This window comes from Cronobacter dublinensis subsp. dublinensis LMG 23823 (assembly GCF_001277235.1).
In the GTDB taxonomy this organism is placed as follows: Bacteria; Pseudomonadota; Gammaproteobacteria; order Enterobacterales; family Enterobacteriaceae; genus Cronobacter; species Cronobacter dublinensis.
The window spans coordinates 570,025-583,544 of record NZ_CP012266.1; the positions used below are offsets into that span (position 1 = coordinate 570,025).

Annotated in this window: 14 protein-coding genes and 1 tRNA gene; 10 read left to right on the forward strand and 5 right to left on the reverse strand. The window is 54.6% G+C overall.

Translation table 11 applies throughout. The annotated features are described in order from the left end of the window. Positions 1-289 precede the first annotated feature (289 nt). Entirely contained in the window at positions 290-1,969 is a 1,680-nt protein-coding gene (locus AFK67_RS02695) for a DnaJ-like cysteine-rich domain-containing protein (protein WP_007718294.1), read from the forward strand. Positions 1,970-2,170: 201 nt separating this feature from the next. Here AFK67_RS02695 and ahr read toward each other — a convergent pair whose 3' ends face one another. Continuing rightward, positions 2,171-3,190 (reverse strand): NADPH-dependent aldehyde reductase Ahr, encoded by a 1,020-nt coding sequence (ahr, locus tag AFK67_RS02700; RefSeq protein WP_007718292.1) that lies wholly within the window; start codon positions 3,188-3,190, stop codon positions 2,171-2,173. A 252-nt stretch (positions 3,191-3,442) separates the two neighbouring features. Between ahr and AFK67_RS02705 the strand changes: the two genes are divergently transcribed. The 7 genes from AFK67_RS02705 to AFK67_RS02735 all read left to right on the forward strand — a co-directional run bounded on the left by AFK67_RS02705 (position 3,443) and on the right by AFK67_RS02735 (position 7,368). Then, positions 3,443-4,099, forward strand: coding sequence for a DUF2589 domain-containing protein (locus AFK67_RS02705; RefSeq protein ID WP_007718290.1), 657 nt, complete (start codon positions 3,443-3,445; stop codon positions 4,097-4,099). A gap of 49 nt (positions 4,100-4,148) precedes the next feature. Next, positions 4,149-4,874, forward strand: coding sequence for a DUF2589 domain-containing protein (locus AFK67_RS02710; RefSeq protein ID WP_038884869.1), 726 nt, complete (start codon positions 4,149-4,151; stop codon positions 4,872-4,874). Beyond that, positions 4,867-5,319 (forward strand): lysozyme, encoded by a 453-nt coding sequence (locus AFK67_RS02715; protein WP_007723030.1) that lies wholly within the window; start codon positions 4,867-4,869, stop codon positions 5,317-5,319. Before AFK67_RS02710 ends, AFK67_RS02715 begins: the two co-directional genes overlap by 8 nt. A 23-nt stretch (positions 5,320-5,342) precedes the next feature. Then, positions 5,343-5,825, forward strand: a complete 483-nt coding sequence (locus tag AFK67_RS02720; protein WP_007723027.1) for a hypothetical protein — start codon at positions 5,343-5,345, stop codon at positions 5,823-5,825. A gap of 51 nt (positions 5,826-5,876) precedes the next feature. Continuing rightward, complete coding sequence (locus tag AFK67_RS02725; RefSeq protein WP_007723024.1) at positions 5,877-6,296, forward strand: hypothetical protein; 420 nt, start codon at positions 5,877-5,879, stop codon at positions 6,294-6,296. Beyond that, positions 6,296-6,679, forward strand: coding sequence for a hypothetical protein (locus AFK67_RS02730; protein WP_007723021.1), 384 nt, complete (start codon positions 6,296-6,298; stop codon positions 6,677-6,679). Before AFK67_RS02725 ends, AFK67_RS02730 begins: the two co-directional genes overlap by 1 nt. 155 nt (positions 6,680-6,834) lie before the next feature. Next, positions 6,835-7,368 (forward strand): RNase A-like domain-containing protein, encoded by a 534-nt coding sequence (locus AFK67_RS02735; protein WP_007723018.1) that lies wholly within the window; start codon positions 6,835-6,837, stop codon positions 7,366-7,368. 87 nt (positions 7,369-7,455) lie between these two features. Here the strand turns inward: AFK67_RS02735 and AFK67_RS02740 are convergent, their stop codons facing one another. From AFK67_RS02740 to AFK67_RS02750, 3 genes are all read right to left on the reverse strand, one after another. Beyond that, the gene (locus AFK67_RS02740) at positions 7,456-8,058 is read right to left on the reverse strand and encodes a helix-turn-helix transcriptional regulator (RefSeq protein WP_007723017.1); all 603 of its coding nucleotides are present in this window, start codon (positions 8,056-8,058) and stop codon (positions 7,456-7,458) included. 349 nt (positions 8,059-8,407) lie between these two features. After that, positions 8,408-8,986: a class I SAM-dependent methyltransferase gene (locus tag AFK67_RS02745; protein WP_007723015.1), complete on the reverse strand. Its 579-nt coding sequence runs from the start codon at positions 8,984-8,986 to the stop codon at positions 8,408-8,410. Further along, positions 8,986-10,005 (reverse strand): HNH endonuclease domain-containing protein, encoded by a 1,020-nt coding sequence (locus tag AFK67_RS02750; protein WP_007723013.1) that lies wholly within the window; start codon positions 10,003-10,005, stop codon positions 8,986-8,988. Before AFK67_RS02750 ends, AFK67_RS02745 begins: the two co-directional genes overlap by 1 nt. 260 nt (positions 10,006-10,265) lie before the next feature. Here AFK67_RS02750 and AFK67_RS02755 point away from each other — a divergent pair. Together AFK67_RS02755 and AFK67_RS02760 are read left to right on the forward strand one after the other, a co-directional pair. Then, positions 10,266-10,350 (forward strand) — tRNA-Leu (locus AFK67_RS02755). A gap of 198 nt (positions 10,351-10,548) precedes the next feature. Then, positions 10,549-11,829, forward strand: a complete 1,281-nt coding sequence (locus AFK67_RS02760) for a tyrosine-type recombinase/integrase (RefSeq protein ID WP_038884865.1) — start codon at positions 10,549-10,551, stop codon at positions 11,827-11,829. A gap of 285 nt (positions 11,830-12,114) precedes the next feature. Here AFK67_RS02760 and AFK67_RS02765 read toward each other — a convergent pair whose 3' ends face one another. Beyond that, entirely contained in the window at positions 12,115-13,464 is a 1,350-nt protein-coding gene (locus AFK67_RS02765; RefSeq protein ID WP_032967173.1) for a phospholipase D-like domain-containing protein, read from the reverse strand. Between the last annotated feature and the right edge of the window lie 56 nt (positions 13,465-13,520).

The following is a 13,520-nucleotide window of genomic DNA, read 5'->3' on the forward strand; positions in this document are numbered from 1 at the left end:
GGCGGGTAGCGCCACCGTTAGCGTTGTTAACGCCCGCTGGCGGGTGCGCTTCGCCCTACAAAACCCCGCCCCATCCAGGCCCCTCATCTTTTACGTAGGGTGGGTAAGTGCAGCGCACCCACCGCACCACCTCACACCACGACTACGGCTCGCATCCCCACCAGAATCAGGAGCATAGCCTTCCCGCGCGCTATGCTAACATCCTGCGTTTTCCCCGATAAAAGCGATGAGCGGCCCTGTCTGAAGGCGGCCTGCATGTTGACGGATTCACTTCGCCCGAGGATACACCATGAAAGACGCCTGGCTTGCCGCCTGCGACACCACCATTCAAACCTTTGTCAGAGACTCCACGCGCCTTGAACCCGGCGAGCTCAGCGTCGTACCTGTCGACTATATCGACTTCCACTACCAGATAAGCGTGCGGCTCGTCTTTAAGGTGAGAACCGAGACCGCAACCCAGGCGGGGCGGATTTCCGCGCGGCAGGATATTCACGTCTGCCGCACGCGGCCGGACTACGAGCGCGCCATGCAGGCGCAGACCAGCGCGGTACTCGCCCGCGACACCACACTGGATGACGCCCGCGCGTCATTGCTCTCGCGGCCCTACGGCGACTGGCAAAACGAAGAGACGGTGTACTATCACCCGATCCGCGTCTGTTTGACGGAGAACTGCAACAACTGCCACGGCAAGGGCTCGGTCAACTGCGGCAGCTGCCACGGCTCCGGCAAAACCTCCTGCTACCACTGCAGCGGCAGCGGCCAGGTGATGCGCCAGCGCAGCTATTACGATCACTACAGCAAGCAGAACCGCATCGAGAACTACTACGAGAGCTGCTCTAACTGTTTCGGCAGCGGCAAGGTGCGATGCAGCAGCTGCGGCGGCTCAGGCGATAAGCAGTGTTCGCCGTGTAACGGCACCGGGGTGATGTCGCATCTTACGTCGCTCACGGCCGCCGCGACGCCCGACTACCAGCTGGTCTATCCGCAGGCGGACGTGCCGGAATACATCCGCGAAGGGCTCTACAAAGCGGGCCTGCCGTCGCTTGGACAGTACGGTCCGGTTCAGATCACCTATAACGATATCGACTACACCCGCCGCGACGTCCATGCCGTGTATAACGCGAACGTGCCGTTTGGTCGCCTGGAGAGCCCGCTCCCGGAGGCGGGCGACGAGCCCATCCGCTGGATCCTCTACGGCGTGAAGCCGCATATCCTCGACGCCGGTCACGTGTTGCAGGCGCTGCTGAAAAACGATCTCGATATGCTGGTGCGCGAGGCGACGCCCGCGAAACGGCGCAACCCGTGGGTGGGTCGCGCCAGCCGTAAAACGGTGCAGACGTTTATGGAGTCGGAAGCGCACCAGAGCATGCTGCTGGAGCACCGTCGCGGCAAGCGGGGCGACGCGCTTCGCGAGGCGCTGAACCGGGCGTTCGCGACGCCTTATCTTAACGAGGCGCTGACGAGCCTCGGCAATATCGTCAGCGCGGTGCAGCGCTGGTCGATGGTGAAGTGGAGCCTGTTTACGGCGCTGATGATGTATCTGCTGCTGCCGGTGCTCACGGCGTACCAGAAGCAGGGGATGATGAACTTTGATACCGGGCGCATTTACCTGACGGCTCCCGGCCATATTGATGGCGTGTGGAATGTGCAGGCGGGGCTACAGGGTATCGCCCTGGTACATGGCATACCGATGGCGGGCATCGCGCTGGTCGGCACGCTGGTGGGTTACCTGTGGCGGCGACGCTGGATGCGGCGCAACTTTGGACCGTCGCTGACCGAATGGAGCAAACAGCAACGACGCCTGCGCAGCTGCTGGCTGCTCGGCTCGCTGCTGGCATGTGCGATCGCGACCGGGGTGTTGCTGGTCGCACCCGTCTGGATCACGCAAAACGAGATGCTGTTTGGCGTGGTGCCGGTGCATGACCTGCTCCAGCAGCTGGCGCAGTTGAGAAGCCAGGCGGGGCATTGATAGCGCCTGGCGGCGGGTGATAGGGCGGGGTGGCGGGTGCGCGGCGCTTACCCGCCCACGTTAGGCGCGGGTGGTGATTGGTAGGGTGGGTAAGCGAAGCGCACCCACCATGGCACAAAATAAAGTACCCATCCTGCGACAACGACGCTACACATCCCATAAAAAAGGCGCCTCGCGGCGCCTTTGCTTTTACTTTCAACCTCAGAAATCTGCCTTTAACACCACGCGGTAGCGGGCTTTACCGTCACGCACGTGTTGCAGCGCTTCGTTGATGCGCGACATCGGGAACTCTTCGGTCTGCGGAGCCACTTTCGCGCGTGCGGCGAGCTTCATCAGCGAGCGCAGCTCGTGCGGAGAACCGGTCGCGGAGCCGGTCACGCTGCGGTCGCCCATGATGAGCGAAAACGCCGGGACTTCGAACGGCTTCATCACCGCGCCGACGGTATGGAAATTCCCGCCCCAGGCCAGCGCCTGGAAATACGGCATCCAGTCGAGCGACACGTTCACGGTGTTAATAATCAGGTCGAACTGCCCGGCCAGCGCTTCAAGCGCTTTCGGGTCACGGCTGTTCACTACCTTATCCGCGCCCATCGCCAGGATCTCCTGCTCTTTCGACGGGTTCGAGCTGAACGCCGTCACCTCGCAGCCCATCGCGCGCAGCAGCTTGATAGCGATATGGCCGAGGCCGCCGATGCCGATAACGCCGACACGGCTGGTGGCGGTGATATGATGCATCAGCAGCGGTTTAAACACCGTGATGCCGCCGCACAGCAACGGACCGGCGGAGGCGGCGTCGATATTGTCCGGCATCGGGATCACCCACTGCCAGTTCGCGCGAATTTTATCGGCGAAGCCGCCGCGATTCAGGATGGTCGGCACGCTGCCGTGCTGGCAGTTTACCTGGTTGCCGCTGATACACGCGTCGCAGTGCTCGCAACTCGACGCCGTCCAGCCGATCCCGACGCGCTGGCCCACTTTCAGGCCCTTGTTCTGCGCGCTGGCACCCAGTGAACTCACGCGGCCAATCACCTCGTGGCCCGCAATCAGCGGATACGCCGAGATGCCCCATTCGTTGTCGATCATCGAGAGATCGGAGTGGCAGATGCCGCAGTACTCAACCTCAACCTCCACATCCTCAGGCTTCAGCTCGCCTGCGTCGTACTCATAGAGCTCAAGCTCTGCGCCAGCTTCGTGCGCGGCGTAACTTTTGATGATGGTCATCGCGGTTTCCTTTGTTGTGGACACTGACAAGGAGTGTAGAGCATTCCGCTGGCGCGGCGCAGCACCCCCCGACGCCAACCGCTCATATCGTTAACATTCGAACGGTTAAGCGGGACTATTCCCAATGTCCTGGGCCATTTTCCCTCGTCTTCGTCCGGCATCAGGCTACTATTTCGCCGGTTTAGCGCCCGGTAATGTGACTCCTGCGAATTCGCATCGCGACGTTCTTACACACTCACAGGAGTAAGCATTATGGATTCTCAATTTATCGGATCGGTCATTAATGCGCTGCCGCTGGAACACATGATTGGCGGGCCGCTGCAGGCGATGATCAAAGCGCAGGTGCAGGCCAGCAAAGCGTATGCCGATTTCCTGCTTTCCGTCTGTATCAAAGACGGCAAGGCGGAGGCGGTGCAGTTCGACTACGACGAAACCGTGGTGGATGAAAAAGGCGTGATTCAGGGCGTGGTGAAAAAGACCATGCGTATCCCGCTGCTGGCGGCGATTTCTCACCCGAACATCAGCATCGAAGAAGGGACCATCGACTTCGAGCTGGAAGTCTCGCAGAGCGAATCCAGCAACAGCGAAACCGCGGCGGAAGCGTCGCTGGAGGCGTCGGTGGGCTGGGGGCCGTTTAGCGTGAAGATCAGCGGACGCGTTTCGCATAAAGCGCAGCAAACCCGCTCCACCGACACGCGCGCGAAATACAGCATTCACACCCAGGTGAAGCGCCAGCCGCCGCCGGAAGCGCTGATGCGTGTGATCGACTTCCTGACCGATGCGGCCACGCGCCCGGCCATTCTGCCGTCCGAAGCCAAAAAGCTGGACGACAAAACGCTCGATACGTATCCCGTCACGCCGGTCGCGCCTGCGGGCAATAACGCCGCACCTGCCACCAGAACCCCCTGATAGCTAACCCTGAGGCTGCCTGGCAGCCTCATTTCTCACGGAGCGCACTATGTCACTGAAAGACTGGATACGCGGCAACCGGGAAACGGGGGCGGGTGGCGGGCAGGCGCCGTTAACGACGGCGTCCACCCAGGGCACGGCAGCGGTAGACCCGCCGGACGAGCCCGTACAGCGCCCTGTCGCCGCCGCGGATATCACGCCGCCCGACCCTTTGCCGCCGGGCGCGCCGCCGCCAGGCTCGCCGCCCCCCGGCAGCGGTACGCCGCCGTCAGGGCCGCCGCCGCGCGGGATGCCCGTTACGCTCGCAGATATCACCCGCGGCATGCAGCACGCGGCGACCTCCGCGAACCAGCTCATCGCCCATCAGTATATGCAGGCGCTGGATCCCTTCTTCGAGCACAGCGACGACGGGCGGCTGGTGCCGAAAGTCATTGAGATGGCGCTTGATGACAACCACCACTTCAAGCTGCCGCTGGTGGCGCTGGCCACACCGCGCGGGCTGATGCTCGAAAAGATGAAAGTGTTCCTGACGGTACGCACGGATGCGGTTGAGCAGCAAAGCGCGCCGGCAGGCGTGTCCGACGATGCGGTAGGGCGTTTTCACGTCAGCATGTCGCCGCAGAGCCGGGATAACAACGGGCGTGACAGCGACCATGTGGACATTGAAATGCAGTTCACCGTACTGGAGCCGCCTGAAAGCGTGATGCGCCTGATTGAAGAATATACCAATCAGGTTCTCCCTAAACCGACAGACAGGAGTAATGACAATGGCTAATATTCCCGTTAATACCGGTATACCCGGCGTGGAATTAATTAAATCATTTGAAGGACTGCGGCTGGAGAAATATCGGGACGCGGTCGGCAAATGGACCATCGGCTACGGCCATCTTATTTTACCGGAGGAAAACTTTACCCGCGCCTTAACGCTTCAGGAGGCGGAAGATCTCCTGCGCGCCGATTTAGGCATGACCGAGCGCGGCATTCGCAAGCTGGTGACGGTCGATGTGAACCAGAACCAGTTTGACGCGCTGGTGAGCTTTGCGTTTAACGTAGGGCTCGGCAACCTGCAAAGCAGTACACTGCTGAGGCTGCTGAATCAAGGCAGTTATCGCGAGGCGGCGGATCAGTTTTTACGCTGGAATAAAGCGGGCGGTAACGTGCTGGCCGGTTTAACCCGTCGCCGTGAAGCCGAGCGCCTTTTATTTCTGACCGCGCTCTGACCCATTAATTTAAGGAACAACTCATGAAACGTTTTAAATACATGCCGATCGGCATGGGGCTCGCTGCATGCTTATTTACCCTGCCGGGTTACGCCAGTTTGCCGGAATGCGATCTGGTGGTAAAGAACGCGAATCAGGAACTGGTGCAGCAAAATAAAAAGCCCGTTAGGGATGTCCCTAAACTCACTGTGTTGTTACGCAGCCTGAATAAGAACGACGTGTTGCCCCGCGAATATGTGACGCGTGAGCAGGCACGCCAGCAGGGCTGGAGCGGCAATCCGCAGGATTCGCTGTGGAGCGTCTGGTCGCTCAATCAAAAACAGCTGGGTGGGGACCGCTATACGGGCGTACCGCTGCCGGAGCCGGGTGAATGGTTCACCGCCGATATCGACAGCGTGCGGGGCATCAGCAGCGGTCGACATCTCATCTTCAGCTTCCAGAACATGACGCGTTATCTCTCGACCGATAATGACGCCAGCGTGGTAGCGCTGCCTCCCTGTCAGTAACCGCCGCAGCCCCGGCGCGCGGCACTGGGGCTGCTTCACTGAGGTGCCGCTATGGCGGATCAAAACATTCATGAGCTGTTAAGCCAGTGCCTGGCGGCGCTCGCCGGATTGTTCGGCGGGCTGAGCGTCTCTTTTTTCTGGCAGCCTAAAAAACTGCATCAGCATGGCCGGCTCGCCGCCGGGATCATTATTGGCGCGATCAGCGTCACCACGACCTTTACGCTGGGCGGATTTATTTCCCACTGGCTCGGTATGAACTTCCGGGACAGCGATATCGCGATGGGTATCGGGTATTTCGTCGGCGCGCTGAGCGTCGGGATGATCGCCTGGCTTGCCAATTTCTTTAACCGTCGCGAAGGGCACGACATTTTGCAGGTGGCGGGCGAGCTTAAGCGCGTCGCCCGCGGCGTGACGAAACGCGCGCCTGCACGCAAGCGCCCGCCCCGACGCCCGAAATCAGGAGAGTCGTAATGCTATCGATTAAATTACTGTTCTGGGCCATTACGCTTATCGATATCACCGTCGCCATAGTGATTTTTATCAGCGCGCTGAACACCCGAATGCTGTTAATCCCGCTCTGGTATCGGCTCGGATTATTAGTGGCGGCGTTTGGCTTTGCGGCCCAAAGTGGTCTTAATCTGCCTTATTTACTGCTGGATAAAAATATTATGGCGCAGACGCTGCCTTTCTGGATCTTAAAAGATATGGGGGTAGGGCTGGTGGCGATTTATTATTTCTGGAGCGTCATGATAAGCCGTAAAAACGCAGCGCCTTTGCCAAAACCTAAAAAAGCGATTACCCCTGCCCGCAAAAAATCCCCGCCCCGTTCGCCACGTAAAAAGACCACGCCATAACCGTTCCCGGAATAGCTCACAAGGTTATTCCGGGAAATGGCCCAGGCTAAACGGCGATGATTTCCTGCCACCCGGCGAATATTCCTGATGCTCGCCTGAATTTATTTTAATCCTGCGAGTTCGCATTCCCTTTTATTTACGTGCAGGAGAGAGATATGTTTACTATTAATCTGGTTTCAGGTATCACCAAAACCCGCGTCATGTCCGGCGCTTTTGCCGCCACGTTAATGGCGTTTTCTTTCAGTAGCTGGGCAGCACCGCTACCGGGACCGGCGTGCGTTTTCCCGCAACCGGGTGGTGAAGCCGCCTGGGCTGATGCGCAGAAGATCGAGCGCGGGCATCTGGTGGAGTGCCATATCGCCAAAAGTGACGAATGGCTTAAGGAGCGGGCGCTGTATGGTAAAGACGGCTGCCTCAAAAATGATAAAAAAACGGCTTCAACCTGGCAAAGTGCAGAGGCGATGTGGAAAACCGTTGGTTGGGCGATTGAGAAGGCTTGTAATGCCCCTGCGCCAGCTAAAAATTTTATTAATCTGTATAGTGATATGAAAGGAAACGCATCAGAAATTGTCGGCAGAGTATACAGGAATGGCGTTTACCAGGATATTAATGGTGATAGCAAAGCTTTTATCAAGATGGTAAAAAGTAGTAAAGGTCAATGGTATGTATTAACCAGCTATCCGCGGTAAACAAACAGGGGCATTATGTCGCGCATAATGCCCCTTAATCGTCAGCATGATTAATCTTGTATCATCAATTAACACATCAACAGAGCGTTATTCATCCCCGGAATACATCATTGCCGCCTGGGTGCGATTCGTGACGTTAAGGCGACGGAATATCGATTCCAGATGGGCCTTCACGGTGCCGGCGCTGATATTCAGATGGCGGCTGATCTGCTTGTTCGATTCCCCCGCCGCCAGCAGTTTGAGGATTTCACGCTGGCGTTCGCTCAGCCGCGCCAGCGCGCTCGGGCCGCTGTCCAGCAGCGAAATACTCTCCTGCGGGAAGCACAGCATCCCCATCGCGGCGGCGCGCAGCGTCTGGACAATCGCTTCTGGCGGCGAATCGCGCCGCACGAATGCCGCCACGTGGTGGCGCAGAAACAGCCGCAGCAGCGCGGGCTGGCACTGATGGATCAGCAACACCACCGGAATGGCCGGGTGGCGCTGCGCTAAATCATCCAGCAGATCAATGTTCACGCTTTTCCCCGCGTCACCGTCCAGTAAAATCAACGAGGCCGGAAAATAACGCAGTGTCGTGTCTATCTCATTCGGGTTATTTAATCCGCAGATGGTTATTTCTGGAATAAACTGCTTCAGCACCGATGCCATTCCTTCAATAAATATCGATTGCTTATCAATCATTAACACATTCATTGTTAATCTCCATGCAGTAGCGCTCGTTGGGAAGTCTATTAGCAGAAAGAGTATTCAATGAGCCGAAAAAAATAAAAGAGGCTATTTGCCATAGGTCTTTTTACCGATGGCAATAATGGGATAATGAAAAAGGGTAAAAATAATTAAAGAAATATCATATATAGCATGGTGCGGTTTTTGGTTTATTTATTGGTGGCTGATTTTTATAGAAAGATAAAAATGGCGTTTAGCGATTTTCGGGTTATTAACCAAACCGCCTGAGCTGTTTAACGCTGGCAATATTTACCCGCGTGCAGGGACATTAATCCCGGCATGTGAATAGCGTCACAACCTGCGCATGAAACCGGGTTCAGCGCTTTACAAGCAACCCATTCAGCCACTGTTCGCGGCGCGCCGGGCGGATATCCTGCGTGACCCACAGCGCGAGCGGCGACAGGGCCGGAAACGCGGCCAGCAGCGCGGTCAGGCGCGCTTCATTCATATCGGTAAAACGACGCCCCTGCTGTTCGCGCTCTCCGTCGCCATATTTGAACGAGAGATACCAGACGCCGCCGGGCCTGAGGGCGTCCGAGAGCTTTTGCATGGCGCCGGGGAGTTCGTCATGTGCGAGATGCAGCAGCGACGCGCAGCACCAGATGCCGTCGTAGCGCTCAACGGCGTCCACATCGTGAAACGTCATCTCCTTTACCGGCAGGCCGCTGTGGGCGCGAGCCAGCGCGACCAGCTCGCGGCTGGCATCGAACGCGTCGACGTCATAGCCCATGCGATGGAACGCGAGCGCGTCGCGCCCGGAGCCGCAGCCCGCGTCCAGAACGCGCGCGCCCGCAGGCAGGTGCGGCGTGAAGGCGGCGTACAGCGAGGACATATCGACCGCGACGGTGCCGTCGAAAAAGGCCTGCGAGTGCGTCTGGTAATAGTTTTGCGTCATCAGAAAATCAGCTCCTGTTGCAGCGCGGGCTCCCACTGTTGCAGGCGGTTCGCGAAGGCGGCGCTCCAGGCGTCCTGCAGGAAGGTTTTACGCAGGCGTTCATTATTACCCGTCTGGTTAATGATTGCCTCATGCAGCGGCAGACGGCTGTTAATAAAGTATTCGTTACGGGCGTGCAGCCGCGCGAGCAGCGTAAGGGTCGGGACGCGGGCGGATTTGCCGTTTTCGCCGCGATTACAGCCGCGACAGGCGAGCACCAGATTCCAGACGCCGTTCAGGTTGATGCCCGGCAGCTGTGCCGCGAGCGGCAGGAAGTGGTCGACATCGGCAAGCGTCGCGTCATGCTTCTCAAGGCTGATGGGCGCGTTGCAGTAAAAACAGTGGCCCTTCTGGTAGCCGTTCAGGCTGTTGCGACAGCTCGTCAGGGTGATGCGCGATGAGTACAAGCGGGGGGTGAACAGGATTTCCTGCTCCGCGTCGTAATGGACATCCAGCAGCTGCGGTGGCAGATTCATCTGCCAGGCTTTTTCGACCAGCCGCCAGCGCGCGTCCGTTTCCTGCGTAAGATTCGCGAACTGCGCGCTTTCCGTGAGGTTATAAAAGTCATCGGTCAGGCGGATGGCTGTATGGGCGCGCGGTTCGTTAATGAAAAACGGCTTCGCGACAGGCCCACCGCTCACGTTATGAAAGGCGCTGAGCACCACGTTAAAACCGTGCCTGACCGTGGCTTCAATCAACTGCCCGTGGGTTATTGCCTGCTCGTTAAAATGCTGACAGGCAAGGATGAACTGGCCGGGGCGCTTAATGTTGAGGATTTGCTTCGGCGCTTCTCGTAAGTGTGCGCAGATATGCGCGCTGAACGGCAGCGCCAGATCCTCAAGCTTTACGAGGCTGTTATCGCGTTTTACCTCACAGAGCGCCTGCGCCAGCGCGAATTTGTACGTGGCGAAGTTGTTTCCAAAAAGGATCACGCCGCGCCAGTAGTTTTCCGGCGTGGGATCTTTCTCGAAAAAATCCATACATTGTCCTGTCAGGGAGCGAGGAGGGCGAGCCGCGCAAGTAGTGGAACCCGTAACGGGATCACATACCAAATGAAAGGTGATGTAAACCTGCAAATGATTGTTTTGGTGAATTTATGAGCGGAAGAGAGGCGACAGGGCGGGAGAAGGGGCGGTGCGCTATGCTGAAATTTTCAGCACTCAACAGGACGGCGCAAGAGCGCTGCTTGCATGGCGGGCCCTGACAGGTATAATCGCAACGTTTTCCGCATCCCTTCCGTGCCGGAGTGGCGAAATCGGTAGACGCAGTTGATTCAAAATCAACCGTAGAAATACGTGCCGGTTCGAGTCCGGCCTTCGGCACCATCGGAACATCAATAGACGTCAACGGACGTCTTTTTTTGTGCCTGAAATCCATTATCCGCAAGGCTTTCCTCGCTTTTTCACTCAACCTAAGTCAACCTGATTCAATCTACATCAACTTACTGATGCGGGTACAACTGCGGGTATATCCCGGTTCGATAATGTTTGTACCCACACAGAACCCTTGAAAGGATACTCATCATGGCTCTGAGTGATGTGAAGGTTCGTTCGGCTAAGCCTGAAGCAAAAGCCTATAAACTGGCTGACGGTGAAGGCATGGTTTTGCTGGTTCACCCTAACGGCTCAAAATACTGGCGGCTACGCTATCGCTTTGGCGGCAAAGAGAAGATGCTGGCGTTGGGAAAATACCCTGAAGTGTCATTGGCGGATGCCCGGGCACACCGGGATGAGGCTCGTAAGCTATTAGCTAATGGTGTCGATCCCAGTGAGAACAAGAAAGCCGTTAAGGTAGAGCAGGAGCAAGAGGCGATAACGTTTGAAGTGGTTGCCAGAGAGTGGCACGCCAGCAATCAAAAGTGGTCTGAGTCGCACAGTGCTCGTGTATTGAAAAGCCTGGAAGATAATCTTTTTTCAGCCATCGGTAAGCGGAACATTGCTGAATTGAAGACACGGGATCTGCTTGTCCCCATCAAAGCCGTCGAGTCATCCGGGCGGCTCGAAGTTGCCGCCCGTTTACAGCAGCGTACTACCGCGATTATGCGCTTTGCCGTTCAGAGTGGTTTAATCGACTACAATCCCGCGCAAGAGATAGCCGGAGCGGTTGCTACGGCGAAAAGACAGCATCGTGCTGCTCTGGATCTTGAACGTATTCCCGAATTACTTCACCGCATTGATTACTATTCCGGAAGACCATTAACCCGACTTGCTGTCGAACTCACGTTGTTAGTTTTCATCCGTTCAAGCGAACTGCGCTTTGCCCGTTGGTCAGAAGTAGATTTTGAAACGGCCATGTGGACGATTCCAGGTGAGCGTGAACCACTGGAAGGTGTTAAACATTCTCAGCGTGGTTCGAAGATGCGAACACCTCATCTCGTTCCCTTGTCGCGCCAGGCGCTGGTCATTCTGGAAAAGATCAGAAGTATGAGTGGGAATCGAGAGCTGATTTTTGTGGGCGATCACGATCCGCGTAAGCCTATGAGTGAGAACACGGTGAACAAGGCGCTACGCGTAATGGGGTATGACACGAAAACGGAAGTTTGTGGACATGGTTTCAGGACAATGGCTTGTAGTTCTTTGATTGAATCAGGATTGTGGTCAAGGTATGCGGTAGAACGGCAGATGAGTCACCAGGAGCGTAACTCTGTACGAGCAGCTTATATCCACAAGGCGGAGCATCTGGGGGAGAGGAGGCTAATGTTGCAGTGGTGGGCTGATTTTCTGGATGCGAATCGGGAGAAGGGAGTGAGTCCATTTGATTTTGCAAAGCTCCATGTAAGAAAAGAGGTTTATGTGACAAATTAGTTTCAGAGAAACTTGCAGTATGAGAGTAAATTTCTTCCATAAAATCACATAAATGCCTTGAAGTAACTGAAGCAAAGCGTGTTTAAATGGGAAAATCATCTTGGTTCAAGGTAATATGAAGAGTGATCCTAGCTGATTAGAGAGAGTGTGGCGATGCAAACTTTTTTATTTGACACGCTTGGTCATTGTGAGGCGTGTTTCAGTAAACTGAGCACGCCTTTGAACTGCTTCTTCGGGTGGGCATGAATTTCTGGGTTTTGCTTACCAGAGTGTGAAAGTAAGTATTCAAATATTTACGCGAACTGGATAGCCTAATGCACGCAAGGCTTTATTGGTTCTGCCATTTCTGGGAGGTGTATCTTCTGGCCTTGCCCAACCGACCACTTCAGCAATAGAGTTAATACCGTAATGCTGGAATTTGTACTCCTCGTCTTTGCCTGCCAGATAGAGCCTTTCCCACATTAATGAAGGCTTTCCACCGTAGAGGACATAGTTGAGCAATTCAGCAATAGTCATACCTTTTTGATTGGTTTGGCCCATGATCCATTTTGTGAATAAAACGGCGCGCTCTTCTTTATTTAAGGATGTTTTGGCTGAATAGCCAAATGTTTCAGCGCTCATTTTTATCACATGGTCCATTGTTGCATGTGTGTAAGAGAATATTTGATAGAGCTTATCCTCTGTCAATGAGCTAATATTATTTTTTGACAAGTGTTCGCGAATGTAGGGGGCGTAAATCCCAAGATGAATATCCTCATTAGACGGAGGAACTGATTGGATTTTCCACCAGGAGAGCATATTCATCAATGCTGCTTGTGGGTTTTTACTATTGGTACGGTGATAATCCTCAAAAGGATAAGTATTATCTTGTTGATGAACTTTTTTATAATAGTATGCGTGTAGAAATTGATCGGTTTGCCAAAACATTGGAGTATCTTCTGATATCCATGCAGGTCTGTAATCATTAATTTGGTCTGAGATACTCTTGATGATTGAAAATGTGCTTTCCCATTCTTTATGGAAACTCTCTTTCCTTCTATCTTTAGTTTTTTTGTTATCAACAAAATTCACGCCACCCCATTCAGGTATTTTCCGCTTTTTGATAAGCTCTCGTTCTTTTTTCTCTAATTCGACTTTTAGTTTTAATAATTGTCTTTGTTCATCAATAATCTCTTTACTAAGATCAACGCAAGAGTCAAGTGATGCTAAGTTATCGAAGAATTCCTCTAACTGTTCAATTAAATTAGAACTGTATAAATCACTCTCAGTGAAGAAAATACCGGCTTCTATATTCGAGTACCATGCACGCTCAGTTAAATTAGCTGAACCAATATAGGCGCCATATCCCTTCCACCAAATAACTTTGCTGTGCAGGCGATCTGGTATAAGTTTACAAAAAATATTATTTTTAACGTTTGCGAGAAGTTTTGATAAAAATGCAGGCGATACAGGAACTGTATGATCATATCGCATCCAAATATCAAGGCGGTGATGGTTTTTTATGCAATGCTCGAGGAACGTGGTTTTATCATCTCCATAAGCAATGGCGGCAACAACACCATCAATTTCTTTACCTGGAGTGGGTAAACATGATCTAAAAAACTCTCCATTTAATCCGTTAGCAATAAGTTTCATTATTATTTTACCGGGAAGTTTTTCATAAAATAAATGTATTTAGGATGATGTTATAT

Coding starts and splice junctions, on each gene's coding strand:
- AFK67_RS02750 (WP_007723013.1), bottom strand. CDS start 10,005: ATGGATTTTTTCGAGAAAGATCCCACGCCGGAAAACTACTGGCGCGGC.
- AFK67_RS02710 (WP_038884869.1), top strand. CDS start 4,149: ATGTCACTGAAAGACTGGATACGCGGCAACCGGGAAACGGGGGCGGGT.
- AFK67_RS02760 (WP_038884865.1), top strand. CDS start 10,549: ATGGCTCTGAGTGATGTGAAGGTTCGTTCGGCTAAGCCTGAAGCAAAA.
- AFK67_RS02705 (WP_007718290.1), top strand. CDS start 3,443: ATGGATTCTCAATTTATCGGATCGGTCATTAATGCGCTGCCGCTGGAA.
- AFK67_RS02765 (WP_032967173.1), bottom strand. CDS start 13,464: ATGAAACTTATTGCTAACGGATTAAATGGAGAGTTTTTTAGATCATGT.
- AFK67_RS02715 (WP_007723030.1), top strand. CDS start 4,867: ATGGCTAATATTCCCGTTAATACCGGTATACCCGGCGTGGAATTAATT.
- AFK67_RS02730 (WP_007723021.1), top strand. CDS start 6,296: ATGCTATCGATTAAATTACTGTTCTGGGCCATTACGCTTATCGATATC.
- AFK67_RS02720 (WP_007723027.1), top strand. CDS start 5,343: ATGAAACGTTTTAAATACATGCCGATCGGCATGGGGCTCGCTGCATGC.
- AFK67_RS02725 (WP_007723024.1), top strand. CDS start 5,877: ATGGCGGATCAAAACATTCATGAGCTGTTAAGCCAGTGCCTGGCGGCG.
- ahr (WP_007718292.1), bottom strand. CDS start 3,190: ATGACCATCATCAAAAGTTACGCCGCGCACGAAGCTGGCGCAGAGCTT.
- AFK67_RS02695 (WP_007718294.1), top strand. CDS start 290: ATGAAAGACGCCTGGCTTGCCGCCTGCGACACCACCATTCAAACCTTT.
- AFK67_RS02735 (WP_007723018.1), top strand. CDS start 6,835: ATGTTTACTATTAATCTGGTTTCAGGTATCACCAAAACCCGCGTCATG.
- AFK67_RS02740 (WP_007723017.1), bottom strand. CDS start 8,058: ATGAATGTGTTAATGATTGATAAGCAATCGATATTTATTGAAGGAATG.
- AFK67_RS02745 (WP_007723015.1), bottom strand. CDS start 8,986: ATGACGCAAAACTATTACCAGACGCACTCGCAGGCCTTTTTCGACGGC.